Below are 17,853 nucleotides of genomic sequence, written 5' to 3' on the forward strand. Positions count from 1 at the left end.
TTTGCCGAAGGCGCGCTCGATTTGCGCCATTGCGGCGTCCAGCGCCTTGTTTTTTTCCAGATCCGGTTTTGCCATTGTTGCTGCCATTGGGGTTGCCTCGGGAAAGACCACCCTGGCCCTGCACGCCATTGCCGAGGCGCAGAAGCGCGGCGGCGTCTGCGCCTTCATCGACGCCGAGCACGCGCTCGACCCCATCTATGCCCGGAAGCTGGGCGTGGATGTGGACAACCTGCTGATTTCCCAGCCTGATACCGGCGAACAGGGGCTCGAAATCGCGGATACGCTAGTCCGCTCCGGCTCCATCGACGTGCTGGTGATCGACTCCGTGGCCGCCCTGGTCCCCCGCGCCGAGCTAGAGGGCGAGATGGGCGACAGCCATGTGGGCCTGCATGCCCGCCTGATGAGCCAGGCGCTGCGCAAGATCACCGGCTCGGTGGCGCGCAGCAACACCATGCTGATCTTCCTCAACCAGATCCGCCTGAAGATCGGCGTGATGTTCGGCAATCCGGAAACCACCACCGGCGGCAACGCGCTCAAGTTCTACGCCTCCATCCGCATGGAGATCCGCCGCACCGGCTCCATCAAGGACCGCGACGAGGTCACCGGCAACCATACGCGCGTCAAGGTTGTGAAAAACAAGCTCGCCCCGCCCTTCCGGCAAGTCGAGTTCGACATCATGTTCGGCGAGGGCATCTCCAAGGCTGGCGAGCTGGTCGATCTCGGCGTGAAGGCCGGCGTGGTGGAGAAATCCGGTGCCTGGTTCTCCCATGACAGCCAGCGCATCGGCCAGGGCCGCGAGAACGCCAAGCAGTTCCTGCGCGACAACCCGAAAGTGGCCGAGGCCATCGAGAAGAAAATCCGTGAGCAATCCTCCGCCATCGCCGACGCGCTGATGGCTTCTGATGCCAGCGAGGGTGACGGCGGCGACGACTAGAGCATTCAGCTTTTGGCTGAATGCTCTAGCTTTAAGTTTGAGCGAGCAATTTCATGCGTTTAGCTTGACCACGCCGGCTCAAGCTAAACGCATATTGCTCTAGCCAAACTCCGGGCCCATTGGGCCGTTCACGTAAATTTGCTTGACCCCCGGCGTTGGCTGGCCTCTAGATTACGGCGACCGACAACCGGGGGATATGCCGCTTTAATGTACAACCTGCTGTTGCGCCTGCGTGGACGCGCCTGGGCCGGCTACAGCATTGCGGTCTGTACGTCCCTGCTGGCCATGGTCATACGCCTTGCCATAGGGCACCTTCTCCCCGCGCCTTTTTTTACCTTCATCCCGGCCGTCATCATTTCTACACTGGCCGGCGGCTTCGGGCCCGGCCTGCTCTGCTCTGTCCTCGCCGCGGTCATGGTGGGCTATTTCCTACAGCCTCTGGCCCGCTACGGCATCTACTGGCCGAGCCCGCTGATGATGATCCTCGTCTTTCTGGTCCTGTCGGCCCTCATCATCACCCTCACCGAGCTGACGATGCGTGTCAGCGTCCGTTTAGGCCACCTCTCGGAGCAGTTGCGCACCGCCAATGAGGCGCTGGAGACGCGCATCGCGGCCCGCACGGCGGAGCTGATGGACACGGAACAGCAATTGCGCCAGGCGCGGAAAATGGAGGCCATCGGCCACCTCATCGGCGGCATCGCGCATGATTTCGGCAACCTGCTCATCAGCATCACGGGTAGCCTGGACATGGTGCAACTGCGCCTGCAGGAAGGAAGGCTGGACGAGCTGGAGCGCCATATCGCCGCCGCGCGTCACTCTGCCAACCGCGCCACCCGCCTCACGCACCGGCTGCTCGACTTTTCCCGGGATCACCCGCTGGAACCGCATGTCACCGACATCAATCTGCTGATCGCCGACATGGAGGAGCTGATCGCCGAGACCATCGCCCCGGGCGTGGCGCGGAAGCTGGCATGCGCGCCGGACCTTCACACCACGCTGGTGGACCCCAACCAGATGGAACACGCACTGCTCAATCTCTGCATCAACGCCTCGGATGCCATGCCCCAGGGCGGCACTCTCACCATCGCCACGCGCAACCTCGCCCTCTGCCCCGCCGAGGCCGTGGCGCTAGACTTGCCGCCCGGCGACTACGTTACCCTTGCGGTCACCGACACCGGCACCGGCATGCCGCCCGAAGTTCTGGCACGCGCCTTTCAGCCATTCTTCACCACCAAACCACCCGGCAGGGGCACCGGGCTTGGCTTGTCGATGCTCTACGGCTTCGCCCGGCAGTCCGGCGGCCATGTCGCCATTCAATCTACCCCGGGCGACGGCACCACGGTCACGCTGTACCTGCCCCGGCATGACGGTGCCGCCGAGAAGCTGCCATCCCCCGATGCCGCCCTGCCAGTACCACAGCCCCGGCGGGCGTGCGGCTGCATCCTTATCGCCGACGACGAGGCCGGTATCCGCGCCCTCGTGGCCGAGGTGCTGCAGGACCAGGGCTACACCATCGAGCAGGCTGCGGACGCCCGCAGCGCGCTCGATCTCCTGCGCGCCGGCACGCCGGTCAAACTGCTGATCACCGACATCCGCCTGCCCGGCATGAGCGGCCATGAACTCGCCGGCACCGCCCGCACCCTGCGCCCGGACCTCAAAATCCTGTTCATGACCGGCTATGCGGAAAGCGCACCCCTTAGGGCGAAAAACCTCCTTCCGGGCACGCGCGTCCTCAACAAGCCCTTCGCCATGGCCGCCCTGCCCCCGCTGGTGGACGAAATGCTGGCAACGCCCATACTTGGCGAAAACCCTGCGGCCCTGTAATTCAGCCCGCATGGTCACCAGTAACGATATCCGCGCCACCTTCCTCAACTACTTCGCCCGCAACGGGCACCAGATCGTGCCGAGCGCGCCCCTTGTGCCGCGCAACGACCCGACGCTGCTCTTCACAAACGCCGGCATGGTGCCGTTCAAGAGCGTCTTCACCGGGCAGGAGAAGCGGCCTTACGTGCGCGCCACCTCCGCGCAGAAATGCGTGCGCGCCGGCGGCAAGCATAACGACCTGGATAACGTGGGCTACACCGCCCGCCACCACACCTTCTTCGAGATGCTGGGGAATTTCTCCTTCGGCGACTATTTTAAGGACCAGGCGATCCTCCATGCCTGGACCCTGCTGACCAAGGATTTTGCCCTGCCCAAGGACAAGCTGCTGGTCACCGTGTACCACACGGATGACGAGGCGGCGCAGCTTTGGAAGAAGATCGGCGGCCTGCCGGACGAGAAGATCATCCGCATCCCGACCGACGATAATTTCTGGCGCATGGGCGATACCGGCCCCTGCGGCCCGTGCTCGGAAATCTTCTACGACCACGGCCCTTCCATTGCCGGCGGTCCGCCCGGCTCCCCGGACGAGGACGGCGACCGTTTCATCGAGATCTGGAACCTCGTGTTCATGCAGTACGAGGAAGGCCCGCCCGGCGCGCGCACCCCGCTGCCGCACCCGTCCATCGACACGGGCATGGGCCTGGAGCGCTTCGCCGCCATCCTGCAGGGCAAGCACGACAATTACGACACTGACACGCTGCGCGCCCTGATCCTCGCCTCGGCCGAGGAAACCGGACAGGACCCGGACGGCAAGTTCCGGATCAGCCACCGCGTGGTGGCGGATCATCTGCGCTCGTCAGCCTTCCTGATGGCCGATGGCGTGCTGCCCTCCAACGAGGGCCGCGGCTATGTGCTCCGCCGCATCATGCGCCGCGCCATGCGCCACGCGCACCTGATGGGCGCCAAGGAGCCGCTAATGTACCGGCTCGTGCCGGCGCTCACCCGCCAGATGGGCCAGGCCTATCCGGAGCTGAACCAGGCTGAGGCGCTCATCATCGAGACGCTGCAACTGGAGGAGAACCGCTTCCGCGCCATGCTGGAACGCGGAATTTCACTCCTGCGCGACGAATCCGAGAATATCCCGGTCGGCGGCGCATTGCCTGGTGAGGTCGCATTCAAGCTGTACGACACTTATGGTTTCCCGCTTGACCTCACGCAGGACGCCCTGCGCGAAGAGAAAAAAACCGTGGATGTGGATGGCTTCAACGAAGCCATGGCGGCGCAAAAAGCCCGTGCCCGCGCCGCCTGGGCCGGCTCCGGCGAGGCCGCGACCGAGTCCGTATGGTTCGAGCTGAACGAAACGCTCGGCGCCACCGAGTTCCTGGGCTACAGCACCGAGGCCGCCGAGGCGACGATCACCGCCCTGGTCGTGGACGGCCAGCCCCGCGATGAAGCGCTGCTGGAGCAAACTGTCTACCTGCTGCTCAACCAGACGCCCTTCTATGCTGAGAGCGGCGGCCAGGTGGGCGATACCGGCTTCATCACCGGCCCGGATAACCTGCGCATCCGCATCACCGACACGCAGAAGAAGCTCGGCGGCCTGTTCGTGCATGTCGGCGTGGTCGAGGCCGGCACCGCCCGCGTCGGCCAGCCCGTGCTGGCCGAGGTGGACCATGACCGCCGGACCAAGATCCGCGCCCACCACTCCGCCGCGCATCTGCTGCACGAGGCGCTGCGCCGCACCCTGGGCGCGCATGTCACGCAGAAAGGCTCGCTGAACGCGCCGGACCGCCTGCGCTTCGACATCTCCCAGCCCCGGCCGATCACGGCCGAGGAACTGGCCGAGGTGGAGCGGGACGTGAACGCCCGCATCCGCGAGAACACGGATGTCGCCACCCGGCTGATGACGCCGGAGGAAGCCGTGAAGCTCGGCGCCATGGCGCTGTTCGGCGAAAAATACGGCGATGAGGTCCGCGTCGTTTCCATGGGCGATCCGCAGGAGGACAAATCCGCCTGGTCGATCGAGCTGTGCGGCGGCACGCATGTCTCCCGCACGGGTGATATCGGCCTGTTCCGCATCGTCTCCGAAGGCGCCGTCTCGGCCGGCATCCGCCGCATCGAGGCGCTGGCTGGCGAGGCCGCCGTCGCCGCCATCGAGGATGAATCCCGCCTGCTGGCAGAAGCCGCCGCCACGCTGAAGGCCCAGCCCGCCGAGCTGCCCGGCCGCATCACCCAGTTGCAGGAGGACAAGAAGCGCCTGGAACGCCAGGTGGCCGAGCTGCAGAAGAAGCTGGTGCTGGCCGAGGCTAAAGAGAGCGTGGAAACCATCAACGGAATCCAAACTTTATTTTACCATGTCAACGACGTGCCCGCAAAAGAGCTTAAGCCTATCGCCACTGACTTGCTCAACAAGACGCTGGGCGACCATGGCATCGTGGCCCTAATTTCCACAACAGGCGGTAAGTCCGCCAACGTTGTTGCAGTTTCCGGCAGCCTTTCCACCACGTATAGCGCAAAAGACTTGGTGGCTGCCTCAGCTAAAGCCGTCGGTGGTACCGGTGGTGGTGGCTCGGCTGAATTTGCCCAAGCTGGTGGGCCGGACGGCAACCAATGGCGTGCGGCGCTAGACGCCATCCGCGCCGCGATCGGGGGCAAGTAGTCGCTCGTCGCGGAACGTGCCGCAGGGGGACCCCCGTCCCCCTGTCCCACGCCGTCATTGCGAGCCGGCGAAGCCGGCGCGGCAATCCATCTTGTTCAGGATCAACCCGGCCAGCGCGGGATGGCAAGGTAGGCGAGGCGCTTGGCTTCCTTGCGGGCGCGGGCGACGGAGTCCAGAATCAACCCGCAGGTGAAGCTCAGCATCGCAATCATAATGATGCCCGTGGCCAGGACGGCCGTGGGCAGGCGCGGCACCAGTCCTGTATGCAAGTAGGTGACCACCACCGGCACGCCGAACCCGATCCCCAGCGCCAGCAGCGCCAGGCCGGCCAGGGTGAAGAATTGCAGTGGCCGCTCCTCCTTCACCAGGGCGACGATGGTGCGCAGGATGCGCAGGCCGTCGGAATAAGTGCGCAACTTGGAGGCTGATCCGGCGGGGCGCTCGCGGTAGGCCACCGGAACCTCCGCCAGCGGCATCATCAGGTCCAGCGCGTGGATGGTGAATTCCGTCTCGGTCTCGAATCCAGATGCCAGCGCCGGGAAGGTCTTCACGAAGCGGCGCGAAAATACGCGGTAGCCGGAGAGCATGTCCTGGATGCGGTCGCCGAACACGGTGCGCACCAAGCCGGAGAGCACGAAGTTACCGGTGCGGTGACCACGCCGGTAGGCGCCTCCCGCCTGCTCCATGCGCTGGCCGTTCACCATGTCCAACTGTTCGTCCAGCAGAAGCCGCACCATCTCCGGCGCGGCGCTGGCCTCGTAGGTATCGTCGCCATCCACCAACACATAGGCGTCAGCCTCGATATCCGCGAACATCCGGCGAATGACATGCCCCTTGCCCTGCAACACCTCGCGCCGCACCAGCGCTCCGGCGGCCAGTGCCGCCGCAACCGTGCCATCGCGCGAGTTATTGTCGTAGACAAAAATCTCCGCCCCCGGCAGCACGGCGCGGAAACCTCCCACCACCTTGCCAATGGCGACTTCCTCGTTGAAGCAGGGGATCAGCACAGCGATGCGCGGCGTGGTCATGCTGCGTGGCTAATGCACGCCACGAATCCACACAAGCATTATCCGTGGTTCCGGTGCGGCCGCACCGGCCGCCGACTCAGAAGTCTGAATTATTATATGCTTACCGCCAACTTTACTAATAATGCACGCGCTGTAGAAACATTGGCATGTCGATAAGTATCCGCGTAACCCGCCCGATCGGACAGTTACTGCCCGATCAGATAGTCGCCACCTTGAAGCTGGCGTCCGGCATAAAATGGGCCAGCCAGCGCTGGCTCGCCATTTTGTTCCTGGTGGTCGGGCTCATCTCCGGGTTGCGGCTCGTTTACGCGACCCCCATGAGTCAGGTCGCCGACGAACCATCCCACGCGGTGCGGGCGGCGGCGCTGCTGCATGGCCAAATTCTCGGTTCGAAAACATTTTTCGGGACCATGCCTGAAGCCGGGGTCAGTGTCGACCGGGGTATTGTCAGCGCCACGTTCGCCGAGTTTCACAACAACGGGTATCCACGGCTGACGAAAGCTGACCGTGAACAGGCGCGTGCAATCCCATGGACGAACCAGCAACTATTCGACCCTGCCATTGGCACCGTTCCCTATTTCCCAATCCTGTACACGCCTGGGGCGCTCGGCATTGGCACCGGCGGCCTTATCGGCCTCGGCCCGTTGCTGTCGTTATATCTAGGCCGCGCCTTCATGTTGATGGCGTTTGTGCTGATCGGCACAACGTGCCTGTGGGTTGCCCGCACCGGACAGGGGATCTTCTTCACGCTGCTCAGCCTGCCGATGACGATGTCCCTCGCCGCCTCATTCAATCAGGACGGCCTGATCATCGCGTCCTGCGCGCTCGCCGGCGCGCTGTTGACGCGCGATGAGCGGGAACATCCAAAAGCACGGTGGATCGCCGCAGCCATCATAGGGGTGGTGATCAGCTCGAAGCCGCCTTATGGGCTGTTGCTGTTTCCCGCCGCGCTTCCGATCGTGGCGCGCGGCGGAATGCGCAGGCTGGTGCTCGCCGGTTTGTTCGGCCTGCCGGCATTGTTGTGGGTCGTTCTGATGATGCACACGAGCTTCATCCCACGTGGGCTTCCCCCCTATCATCCTGGTCCGCTCTGGCCGGGAGATCCGAGTGTTATTTTCAACAGCACGGATGCGGGTGCCAATATCAAAGTCCTGCTGCATGCGCCCGCCTTGATCGTTACCTTGCCGTATGATTTTTTTGCCTACTGGTATCCGGAGTTGCGAGCCGAGTTTATCGGCAACATGGCCTGGCTGGATGCGCCATTGACCGCCTCCCAGTACAACAACTGGAGCATGGCGATCATCGCCGCACTGGCCGGCGCATTGTTCGGGCAGGGACAAGGGGCACGGCGCTGGCGGATGTCCGATGCGCTGTTCGTGCTGGCAATCATCGCCGCCACGGTCATCGCCATCTGCTTGGCGGTGTATCTGTCCTGGACAGCCGTCGGCGCAACCATGATCGAGGGCGTTCAAGCGCGCTATCTACTGCCGCTGGTGCCGTTCCTGCCGCTCATCTTGCCGCGGCTTGGCGCCTTGGTGCAGGGGCATAAATGGCTCGCACAGAGCGCAGCACTTATCGAGATTGCATCGGTGTTACCGGCTGTTGTGCTGGCCTGTTACGATATCACCGCGCTGCCTGCCCTCATGCACGCACGGTTCGGTTAGAATATGATCATTCAACTTACTGACAATCGGAGGTCTGGGTGATCGAAGCGGAGCGGATGAAGGCCGAGCAGGTGGAGCAGCAGGAAGCTCACGACACGCCCAGAATCGGCATCGTGATTCCCAGCTACCGCGTAACCGCACATATTCTCGGCGTCCTCGCCGCCATCGGGCCGGAGGTCGCGCGCATCTATGTGGTCGACGATTGCTGCCCAGACGCCTCCGGCACGTTCGTCGAGACGCACACGCGTGATCCGCGCGTCCGCGTGGTGCGGCGTGAGCGCAATGGCGGCGTGGGCGCGGCGACCATCACCGGCTACCGCGCGGCGCTGGCCGATGATTGTGACGTGATCGTAAAAATCGACGGCGACGGGCAGATGGACCCTCGCCTGCTGCCGCGTTTCGTGCGGCCTATCCTCGCCGGACAGGCAGACTACACCAAGGGCAACCGCTTCTTTAATCCGGAGGATGTGCGTGCGATGCCGCCCATCAGGCTGTTCGGCAATGCCGCGCTGTCCTTCATGACCAAGCTATCCTCCGGCTACTGGACATTGTTCGACCCCACCAACGGCTATACCGCCATCCATGCCAAGGTGACAGCGCAGCTGCCGCTCGAACGGATATCAACGCGTTATTTCTTTGAATCCGATATGCTGTTCCGCCTAAACACCATCCGTGCCATGGTTCTCGACATCCCCATGGCCGCTATCTATGCCGATGAGACCAGCCATATGCGGATAGGCAAGGTAGTACCGCGTTTTCTCAAGGGGCATGCGCATAATTTTGGCAAGCGGCTGATCTACAATTATTTCCTGCGGGATTTCTCGGTCGCCTCGGCCGAGTTGATCGCCGGGCTCGCCCTGCTGGGCTTCGGCGCAACCTTCGGGCTATGGCACTGGCTCGTCAACGCGACGCATGGCGTGGTCACGACCTCGGGTACCGTGATGCTGGCGGCGCTGCCGGTCATTCTTGGCCTGCAATTGCTGCTTTCTTTCCTTGGCTACGACATCGCGGCAGTGCCGCAACAGCCAATCCATCCGCTGCTGGCAACTCCTGGTGAAACATCATGACCAACATGCTCTCACTGCTCGGTTTCACGCTGGTGATGGCCGCCGGGCAGCTTTTGTTCAAAAAAGTGGGGCTGAACCTGCGCGGCGTGCCGCTCGGCACCGGTGTATTGCGGGTGCTTGTCACCCCCGCGCTCTATGCGGCGCTGGCACTCTATGGCGCGGCGACGCTGCTATGGATCTGGCTCCTCTCGCGGGTGCCGCTGAGCCGGGCCTACCCCTACATGGCGTTCGGCGTCGTGCTCGTGCCACTAGCCTCGATGCTCGTGTTCGGCGAGCGGGTACGTCCGGGTTTCTGGTTCGGCATCGCGCTGATCGTCGCCGGCATCGTTATAACCCAGATCGGCACAGCACCAAATCAGCCTTGATGTGATCAATGTTATGGAATTGCCCGCGTCCCGGCTTGCGCGGACAGCGACACGTTCCACCACCGTATAGTCAAAAAAGAAAGACGGCCGGAGGGCAGCGCCCGCCGGCCTTCCGCTTAACGGAGGAATCTAAGCCTCAGAACGCCAGCGTGGTGGCCTGCGTCACCAGCGGCAGCGCCCGCACCTGCGCCAACACGTCATCCGGCGTTTCGCCATCGGTGGAGACCAGGCAGATCGCATCCTCGCCCTCGGCGGCGCGGCCGAGGTGGAAGGTGGCGATGTTCACGCCCGCATCGGCCAGCAGCATGCCGAAGCGGCCGATGAAGCCCGGCTTGTCCTTGTTGGTCACGTACAGCATGTGCGGCGCGAAATCCGCCTCCACCTTGATGCCCTTGATCTCCACCAGGCGCGGACGGCCATTGCCGATCAGCGAGCCCGCCACGGAGCGGGTCAGCTTGTCGGTGGTCACGGTGATGCGCACCAGCGTCTGGTAGTCTCCGATGCGGTCGTTCGAGCCCTCGGCAACTTCGATGCCATGATCGCGCGCCAGCACCGGGGCGTTAACCATGTTCACGCCTTCCATCACCGGGCCAAGCAGCCCGGCCAGTGCAGCGGCGTTCAGCGGACGATGGTTGAGCGGTGCTGCGGCCCCTTCGTACTCGACGAGCACGCGCTTGATCACGCCATCCTGTGCGCGGGTGAGCTGGCCGGCGAAGGCGCCCAGCAGGCGGCACAGATCCATGTACGGGCGCAGGCGCGGCGCTTCCTCGGCGGAGACGCTCGGCATGTTGAGCGCATTGGTCACGGAGCCGGTGAGCAGGAAGTCGGAGATCTGCTCGGCCACCTGCAGCGCCACGTTCTCCTGCGCCTCGCTGGTGGAAGCGCCGAGATGCGGCGTGCACACCACGTTCTCCAGCTCGAACAGCGGGGAGGCAATGGCGGGCTCAACCTCGAACACGTCCAGCGCCGCACCGGCGACATGGCCGGACTTCAGCGCGTCGTACAGCGCCGCCTCGTCCACCAGACCGCCGCGCGCGCAGTTGATGACGCGCACGCCCTTCTTCATCTTGGCGATCGCCTCGCGCGAGATGATGTTGCGGGTGGCCTCGATCAGTGGCGTGTGCAAGGTGATGAAATCGGCCTTGGCCAGCACGGTGTCCAGCTCGGCCTTCTCCACGCCCAGCTCCACAGCGCGCGCCTCGGTCAGGTACGGGTCATAGGCCAGCACCTTCATCTTCAGCCCCACGGCGCGGTCGGCCACAATGGAACCAATATTGCCGCAGCCGATCAGGCCAAGCGTCTTGCCGCTGACTTCCACGCCCATGAAGCGGTTCTTCTCCCACTTGCCGGCCTTGGTGGAGGCGGTGGCCTCCGGCAGCTGGCGGGCGAGCGCGAACATCATGGCGACGGCATGCTCGGCGGTGGTGATGGCGTTGCCGTTCGGGGTGTTCATCACCACCACGCCGCGCGAGGTGGCGGACTTCACGTCCACATTGTCCACGCCGATACCGGCGCGGCCCACGACCTTCAGGTTGGGGGCGACGTCGAGCACCTCTTTCGTCACCTTGGTGGCGGAGCGGATGGCCAGGCCGTCATACTGCCCGATGATCTCGCGCAGCTCGGCCGGAGTCAGGCCGGTCTTCACATCTACCTCGACGCCGCGATCCTTAAAGATGGCGATGGCGGCGGGCGACAATTTATCGCTGATGAGAACTTTAACCATGTGCGGGATTCCTTGAGGAATTTGTTCGATAAGACTTTCCGCCTGGGGTGCTCCGCCGCGCCGTCATTGCAAGCGCAGCGAAGCAATCCATCTCCAGGCCAACAGCGTCCGGATTAAAACTCTTTGGCCACGGCATCGATGGCGTAGTTGATCCACGGCAGCAGCGCGGCGATATCCGCCGTCTCCACCGTCGCACCGCCCCAGATCCGCAGGCCCGGAGGGGCGTCACGGTAGGCACCGGCATCGAGCGCCACGTTTTCCTTCTCCAGCAGCGCGGCGACAGCCTTGGCGGCCTTGGCCTGGGCCTCGGCGTCCAGCGCCGTAAACCAGGGGGCGTCAATGGCGAGGCAGATGGAGGTGCAGGAGCGGGTCTCGACCGTCTCGGCCAGGAAGCGCACGCGCTCGTTGCCCTCAACCCAGTCGGCCACGGCCTTCAGGTTGGCTTCGGACCGGGCGATGAGCCCCTTGAGGCCGCCCACGGTCTCGGCCCAACGCAGACCGTCCAGCGCGTCTTCGACGCAGAGCATGGACGGCGTGTTGATCGTCTCGCCCGCGAAGATGCCCTCGGAGAGTTTGCCGCCGGAAGTCAGGCGGAAGATCTTCGGCAGCGGCCAGGCCGGCTTGTAGGTAAGCAGACGCTCAACCGCGCGCGGCGAGAGGGCCAGCATGCCGTGGCCGCCTTCGCCGCCCAGCACCTTCTGCCAGGACCAGGTGACAACATCGAGCTTGTCCCAGGGCAGGTCCATAGCGAAGGCAGCGGAGGTGCTGTCGGCGATCACCAGACCTTCGCGGCCGGCCGGGATGAAATCGCCATTGGGGAAGCGCACGCCGGAGGTCGTGCCGTTCCAGGCCAGTACCACGTCGTGGGAAAAGTCGATCTGGGTGAGGTCCGGCAGCTGGCCATAGGGGGCCTTCAGCACGCGGGCATCGGCGAGTTTCAGCTGCTTCACCACGTCGGTCGCCCAGGCTTCGGAGAAGCTCTCATGCGCCAGCACGTCTACGGGGCGCGCGCCAAGCAGCGACCACAGGGCCATCTCCACCGCGCCGGTATCGGAGGCGGGCACGATGCCAAGCCGCCAATCGGCGGGCATGCCGAGAATGTCCTTGGAGCGGGTGATGACCTCGGCGAGCTTCGCCTTCGGCCCCTTGGCGCGATGGCTGCGGCCCAGCATGGCACCTTCAAGTGCTGCCAGGCTAAAGCCGGGGCGCTTGGCGCACGGGCCGGACGAGAAATTAGGATTTTGTGGACGCGCCGCAGGCTTGGCGGCAAGAGAAAAATCTGCCATAAAAACTCTCCCTTACAGAAGAAAAGCGCCCCGGTGGGGGGGCGTGACCCGGACAGCCCTCTAGCCCAATTCCTCCGCCGCCGCAACTTCTTTCTGAGACAGCCATGCCCGACCTCGACAATATCGACCGCGCCATCCTCCGCCTTCTGGCGGCTGACGCTTCTCTCTCCCTGAACGAAATCGCGGACAAGGTCGGCCTTACCGCCACCCCGTGCTGGAAGCGCATCAAGCGCATGGAGGAGCTGGGCATCATCAAGGGCCGCATCGCGGTGCTGGATGCCGACAAGCTCGGCCTGCCGGTTTCGGTCTTCGTCTCGGTGGAAACCTCCGACCATTCGGCGGAGTGGCTCGCCCGTTTCGCCAAGGCCATCGCGGAGACGCCGGAAATCGTCGGCGCCTGGCGCATGAGCGGCGATGTCGATTACCTGCTGCATGTCGTGGTCGCGGACATCGCCGCGTATGACGCGTTCTACCGCAAGCTCATTGCCGCCGTGCCGCTACGCAATGTCTCCTCGCGCTTCGCCATGGAGCGGATGAAAGACGGCGCGCTGCCGATCTAGCGCCGTTTCGTTAACGGTCAGGAACAACAACCCGCGGTTTTGTTTCCTTCGCGCCGTGCAAGCTGTGAAAGCAGCATAGCAATTACGCGATAATCTCAAAATGCGGCACAAAATCTGCACTATTCACCCACCTTAAAGAGGTGTAACAATATTGTAACATAGGTTAGGAAGCGTGAAGCTTCCTGGCCTTTTTAATTATATCAGGAGCCCTCGACCATGGCCGATCTCGCCACCACCATCAGCAAAGCCATCACCACCATCCCCGAATGCCTCGCCGCCGGCGTTGTCGATGTTGCCTCAGGCCTGCTGCTCGACATCAAGACCGTTGATTCCCACCCCAACGAAGTGATCGACCTGCTCGCCGCCGCCACCTCCGATCTGTTCCAGGGGCCGAATGTCGTCGCCGTCGAAAATCTCTTCAAGAAATCCCGTGGCATCGAGACCAACGAACACTATTTTGAAGAAATCATTGTGAACAGCAAGAACTTGCTGCACGTGTTCATCCGCGGCCGCCGCAACCAGGACTATGTGGTGTGCTTTCTTTGCCGCAAGACGGTCAACCTCGGCATGGCGCTGACCAAGGCGCGCAGCAGCATGCCGGAAATCGAAATGGCAATCTGAGCTACATCGCCAGCCATAAAAAAAGCCGCCCGTACGGGCGGCTTTTTTATTATCTAACCTATAGTTAGCGCGGCGCTTCAGCCCGGCACGCCCTTGGTCGTCGAGTGTTCGAAATGCAGCGCCATGCCAGGATTCACGAGCCCGTAGATCGCATGCGCGGCCATCGCCGCTTCGGCAAAACCCTGCAGGATCAGCTTCAGCTTGCCGGGATATGAGGCGATGTCACCCACCGCGAATATGCCGGAAATGGAGGTTTCCATCGTCGCGGGCGTCACCGTCACATGGTGCTGCGCCAGGTCCAGCCCCCATTCAGCGATCGGCCCGAGTTCCGTCGCCAGCCCGAAGAAGGGCAGCAGCACATCGGTTTCCAGCTTGCGGGGGGCGCCGTCCAAATCCACGACTTCAACCGCCTGGAGCACCCCATCCTGCCCATGCAGCGCGTGCAGCTGGTAGGGGATCACCATTTCCACCTTGCCCTCGGCGGCCAGCGCGTCGAGCTGCGCGGTGCTCTCCGGGGCGGCGCGGAATTTCGGCCGGCGGTGCACCACGGCGATATGCGCGGCCACGCCTTGCAGGGCCAGCGCCCAGTCCACAGCGGAGTCACCACCTCCAGCGATGACCACGCGCTTGCCGCGCAGATCCTCACGCCGCTTCACGTAATAGCGCACCGCGCCGCTGGCCTCGTACGCGGAGAGCCCGTCCAGCGGCGGCCGGTTCGGCCCAAAGGCGCCAGCCCCCGCGGCCAGGACCACAGCCTTGGCGCTAATCTTGTCGCCCATGCTGGTGGTGAGGGTGAAATTGCCCGCCTCGCCGGCCAGCCCGGTCACCTGCCGGCCGAGCAGCTTGACGCAGCCGAACGGCGCGATCTGCTGTTCGAGCTGTGCAATCAACGCCGCCCCCTCGATCGCCGGGTGGGCAGGAATGTCGTAGATCGGCTTTTCCGGATACAGCGCCACGCACTGCCCGCCCAGCTCATCCAGCGCGTCGATGAGTACGCAGGACATTTTCAGCATCCCGCATTCGAACACCGCAAACATGCCAGCCGGGCCGGCGCCAATAATCGCGACATCGGTAGAAATCTGTTCCATGGACGCTGGTCTGCCGCAGCGCCCTTCCACAATCAAGCGCGGGCGGGCAAAACGGGCGCCATGAGACTCTGCCTGCCCGATGACACAGCCACCCAGGATCTTGGCCGCCGCCTGGCGGGCATGGCCAAGCCGGGCGACGTGCTGCTGCTGGAAGGCCCGCTCGGCGCTGGCAAATCCACGCTGGCGCGGGCCTTCATCCGCGCCCTGGTGCGCGATGAGCGCCTGACCGTGCCAAGCCCGACCTTCACTCTGGTGCAGAGCTACACCACGCCGGACGGCACCGAGATCTGGCATTACGATCTGTGGCGGCTGGATGGGCCGGCGGGGCTGGAGGAGTTGGGCTGGGACGAGGCGCAGGCGGGAATCGTACTTGTGGAATGGCCGGACCGGCTGGGGCCGCTCGCCCCGCGCCATGCTCTGCGCCTAATCCTCTCGCATGACGGTGCCGGACGTATGATAGACATGTCCGGCGATGAAAGGTGGTTCGATGCATCCTGATACGGCGGTAATTCTGTGCGCGGGGCTTGGCACGCGCATGCGCCCCCTCACCCTTACCACGCCCAAGCCCCTGCTGGCGTTGGACGGGGAGCCGATCCTGGCCCACACCTTGGTGCAGTTGCGTGAGGCGGGCGTCAAACGCTGCATCGTCAACACGCATTATCTGGCGGCGCAGGTCGGGGAATTCCTGCGCCCGTATCCGGAGGTGACCATCACCCATGAGGACGCGCTGCTGGACACGGGCGGCGCCGTGGCGGCCATGGCAGTTAAGGGGCTGCTGCCGGAGGCGCCGTTCTATATCGTGAACGGCGACAGCTACTGGGTGGACGGCCCCTGCCCGACTCTGGCCCGGATGGCCAACGCCTTCGACCCAGCGCGCATGGACACGATGCTGCTCCTGGCCTGCGCCGCCGGGGCGGTGGCGGAAACCGGCCGGGGAGATTTCATCTGGCCGCGCGATGGCGCCCTGGCCCGGCGTGGCGAGCGGGACGTGGCGCCCTTCGTCTATGCCGGGGTGCAGCTCGCCACCCCTTCCCTGTTCGCAGGCGCGCCGGAAGGGGCGTTCAGCCTGAATCTGCTCTGGGACAAGGCGCTGGAAGCCGGGCGGCTGAATGCCATCGTGCATGACGGCGTGTGGTTCCATCTCTCCACGCCGGACGACCTGGACCGTGCCGAAGCCGTGCTGCAGGCGCGGGAAGTCGGGAATACGACTTGACCGCGCGCGGGGATGGTGGGGCGGCCGCGCGCAAACTAAAAATCGGCGCCTTTTCCCCGGAGGCGCCGTTTCTGCCCGCCCTCGCGCGCCTCTGGCTGGCCCAGGGCGGCACCCCGCATGACGGGCTGATCATCCTGCCCAGCCGCCGCGCGGCCCAGGCGCTGGCGGGGGCGTTTCTGGAAGCCAATAACGGCCGGGCGCTGCTGCTGCCGCGCATCGTCGCGCTGGGCAATATCGACGAAGCCGGGCTGCTGCTCAGCACCGGGTTTTCCCTGCCCCCCGCCATTCCCGGAACGCGCCGTCAGGCCCTTCTTGCCAAGCTCATCCTCGCCCTCAACGGCGAGAGCGGCGCGCCGGCGCGGCTCGGTGCCGCCTGGGCTTTGGCGGCGGAGCTGGCCTCGCTGCTGGATGAGGCCGACCATGCGGAAATCGACCTCGCCACCACCCTGCCCAACGTGGTGGAGGCCGATCTCGCCACGCATTGGCAGAAGACGCTGAAATTTCTGAGTATCGTCACCCATGCCTGGCCAGACTACCTCGCGGACAACGGGCTGCTGAACCCGGCGCAGCGGCTGGTGAAGCTGATCGACGCCCAGGCCAAGGCTTGGCGTGCCGCGCCGCCGCCGCACCGGGTCTGGATGGTCGCCGCCGAGGGCACGCCCGCCATCTGCCGCATGGCGCGCGTGGTGGCCGGGCTGCCGCAGGGCATGCTGGTCCTGCCGGGGTTCGACCCGGCTTTGCCGGATGACGCCTGGGACGCGCTGGACGACAGCCACGCGCAAGGCGGCATCGCGGGGCTGCTGCTGTCCATCGGGGCGCGGCGGGACGAGGTCCTGCCCCTGCCTGCCCCAGTCTCCACCGTTCCCATCGGGCGTGGGGCTGTCATCTCGCGCGCGCTGCTGCCCGCCGAGTCGCTCTCCGCTTGGCAGGAAACGGCGGCACTCAACATCACCGGCCTCGCCCGGCTGGAAACGCCCGAGGAATCGCAGAACGCCACGGCCATCGCCATGATCCTGCGCGGGGCGCTGGAAGTGCCCGGCACCACGGCAGCATTGATCACGCCGGACCGTGGCTTGGCGGCACTGGTGGCGGCGGCGTTGAAGCGCTTCGGCATTACCGCCGATGACAGCGCTGGGGAGCCCCTGGCCCAGACCCCGCCCGCCATCTTCCTGCGCCTGCTCGCCCGCGCCGCCGTGGCCGATTACGCGCCGCTGCCGCTGCTGGCCCTGCTGAAGCACCCGCTCACCGCCGGGGGGCTGCCGCCGCAGAATTTCCGCGACCTGGCGCGGCGGCTGGAAATCCACGCCTTGCGCGGGCCGCGCCCGGCGCCGGGATTCAGCGGCATCAAATTCCGTCTCAAGGACGAACGGCAGGAGGAACGGGATTTCCTCAACCGGCTGGAGCGCCTGCTGCAACCACTGGCCCTGCCGGAACTAATCCACCCAGCCACCGCGCTGCGCCAGTTGATCACCGCCGCCGAGGCGCTGACCGCCACCAACGAGGCCGAGGGCGCCGCCGCCTTATGGTCCGGCGAGGCGGGGCTGGCACTCTCCGAACTGCTTCTGGAGATGCTCGGCGCGCTGGAGGACATGCCCGATATTCGCAGCAACGAGCTGGCGGAGCTGCTGGACGAATTGCTGCAGGGCGCGGTGGTGCGCCGCCCCCGCGCCAAGGACGGACATCCGCGCATCGCCATCTGGGGCATCCAGGAAGCGGCGCTGCAAAACGTGGACGTGGCGGTGTTCGGCGGGCTGGTGGAGGGCGTGTGGCCCGCTCCGGCTGAGCCTGGTCCCTGGCTCTCCCGCCCCATGCGCAAGCTGG

Annotated in this window: 14 protein-coding genes and 1 pseudogene; 11 read left to right on the plus strand and 4 right to left on the minus strand. The window is 64.8% G+C overall.

Features of this window, described 5'->3' with window-relative positions:
• The 3 genes from recA to alaS all read left to right on the plus strand — a co-directional run.
• Positions 1-934: recombinase RecA (recA, locus tag ACLPJJ_RS13905; protein WP_443591587.1), on the plus strand; the 934-nt coding region annotated here is incomplete at its 5' end.
• A gap of 207 nt (positions 935-1,141) precedes the next feature.
• Positions 1,142-2,758: an ATP-binding protein gene (locus tag ACLPJJ_RS13910; protein WP_443591588.1), complete on the plus strand. Its 1,617-nt coding sequence runs from the start codon at positions 1,142-1,144 to the stop codon at positions 2,756-2,758.
• 10 nt (positions 2,759-2,768) lie between these two features.
• A complete protein-coding gene (alaS, locus tag ACLPJJ_RS13915) occupies positions 2,769-5,417 on the plus strand; it encodes an alanine--tRNA ligase (protein ID WP_443591589.1) in 2,649 nt (882 codons plus the stop codon).
• Positions 5,418-5,518: 101 nt separating this feature from the next.
• On the opposite strand, the gene ACLPJJ_RS13920 is transcribed toward alaS, so the two are convergent.
• Positions 5,519-6,445, minus strand: a complete 927-nt coding sequence (locus ACLPJJ_RS13920; RefSeq protein WP_443591590.1) for a glycosyltransferase family 2 protein — start codon at positions 6,443-6,445, stop codon at positions 5,519-5,521.
• 146 nt (positions 6,446-6,591) lie between these two features.
• Here ACLPJJ_RS13920 and ACLPJJ_RS13925 point away from each other — a divergent pair, with 146 nt between their 5' ends.
• From ACLPJJ_RS13925 to ACLPJJ_RS13935, 3 genes are read left to right on the plus strand one after another with little or no spacing between them, the layout of a single operon-like run.
• Complete coding sequence (locus tag ACLPJJ_RS13925; protein ID WP_443591591.1) at positions 6,592-8,109, plus strand: DUF2142 domain-containing protein; 1,518 nt, start codon at positions 6,592-6,594, stop codon at positions 8,107-8,109.
• Between the two features lie 38 nt (positions 8,110-8,147).
• Complete coding sequence (locus ACLPJJ_RS13930) at positions 8,148-9,176, plus strand: glycosyltransferase family 2 protein (RefSeq protein WP_443591592.1); 1,029 nt, start codon at positions 8,148-8,150, stop codon at positions 9,174-9,176.
• Positions 9,173-9,541: an EamA family transporter gene (locus tag ACLPJJ_RS13935; RefSeq protein WP_443591593.1), complete on the plus strand. Its 369-nt coding sequence runs from the start codon at positions 9,173-9,175 to the stop codon at positions 9,539-9,541. Before ACLPJJ_RS13930 ends, ACLPJJ_RS13935 begins: the two co-directional genes overlap by 4 nt.
• A 136-nt stretch (positions 9,542-9,677) precedes the next feature.
• On the opposite strand, the gene serA is transcribed toward ACLPJJ_RS13935, so the two are convergent.
• Together serA and ACLPJJ_RS13945 are read right to left on the minus strand one after the other, a co-directional pair.
• Positions 9,678-11,264 (minus strand): phosphoglycerate dehydrogenase, encoded by a 1,587-nt coding sequence (gene serA, locus ACLPJJ_RS13940; RefSeq protein WP_443591594.1) that lies wholly within the window; start codon positions 11,262-11,264, stop codon positions 9,678-9,680.
• A 113-nt stretch (positions 11,265-11,377) separates the two neighbouring features.
• Positions 11,378-12,550, minus strand: a complete 1,173-nt coding sequence (locus tag ACLPJJ_RS13945) for a phosphoserine transaminase (RefSeq protein ID WP_443591595.1) — start codon at positions 12,548-12,550, stop codon at positions 11,378-11,380.
• A 104-nt stretch (positions 12,551-12,654) separates the two neighbouring features.
• On the opposite strand from ACLPJJ_RS13945, the gene ACLPJJ_RS13950 reads away from it, so the two are divergent.
• On the plus strand, positions 12,655-13,110 hold the full coding sequence (locus ACLPJJ_RS13950) for an Lrp/AsnC family transcriptional regulator (protein WP_443591596.1): 456 nt from the start codon (positions 12,655-12,657) through the stop codon (positions 13,108-13,110).
• 216 nt (positions 13,111-13,326) lie between these two features.
• A complete protein-coding gene (locus ACLPJJ_RS13955; RefSeq protein WP_443591597.1) occupies positions 13,327-13,731 on the plus strand; it encodes a hypothetical protein in 405 nt (134 codons plus the stop codon).
• A 77-nt stretch (positions 13,732-13,808) separates the two neighbouring features.
• Here ACLPJJ_RS13955 and ACLPJJ_RS13960 read toward each other — a convergent pair whose 3' ends face one another.
• Entirely contained in the window at positions 13,809-14,819 is a 1,011-nt protein-coding gene (locus ACLPJJ_RS13960) for an NAD(P)/FAD-dependent oxidoreductase (protein ID WP_443591598.1), read from the minus strand.
• 60 nt (positions 14,820-14,879) lie between these two features.
• Between ACLPJJ_RS13960 and tsaE the strand changes: the two genes are divergently transcribed.
• The 3 genes and pseudogenes from tsaE to ACLPJJ_RS13975 all read left to right on the plus strand — a co-directional run.
• The gene (gene tsaE, locus ACLPJJ_RS13965) at positions 14,880-15,317 is read left to right on the plus strand and encodes a tRNA (adenosine(37)-N6)-threonylcarbamoyltransferase complex ATPase subunit type 1 TsaE (RefSeq protein WP_443591599.1); all 438 of its coding nucleotides are present in this window, start codon (positions 14,880-14,882) and stop codon (positions 15,315-15,317) included.
• On the plus strand, positions 15,307-16,032 hold the full coding sequence (locus tag ACLPJJ_RS13970) for a nucleotidyltransferase family protein (protein WP_443591600.1): 726 nt from the start codon (positions 15,307-15,309) through the stop codon (positions 16,030-16,032). Before tsaE ends, ACLPJJ_RS13970 begins: the two co-directional genes overlap by 11 nt.
• A pseudogene (locus tag ACLPJJ_RS13975) lies at positions 16,029-17,853 on the plus strand (double-strand break repair protein AddB); the annotation flags it as partial. The gene ACLPJJ_RS13970 and the pseudogene ACLPJJ_RS13975, both read left to right, overlap by 4 nt.

This window comes from Acidocella sp. (genome assembly GCF_052326845.1).
Lineage (GTDB): Bacteria > Pseudomonadota > Alphaproteobacteria > Acetobacterales > Acetobacteraceae > Acidocella.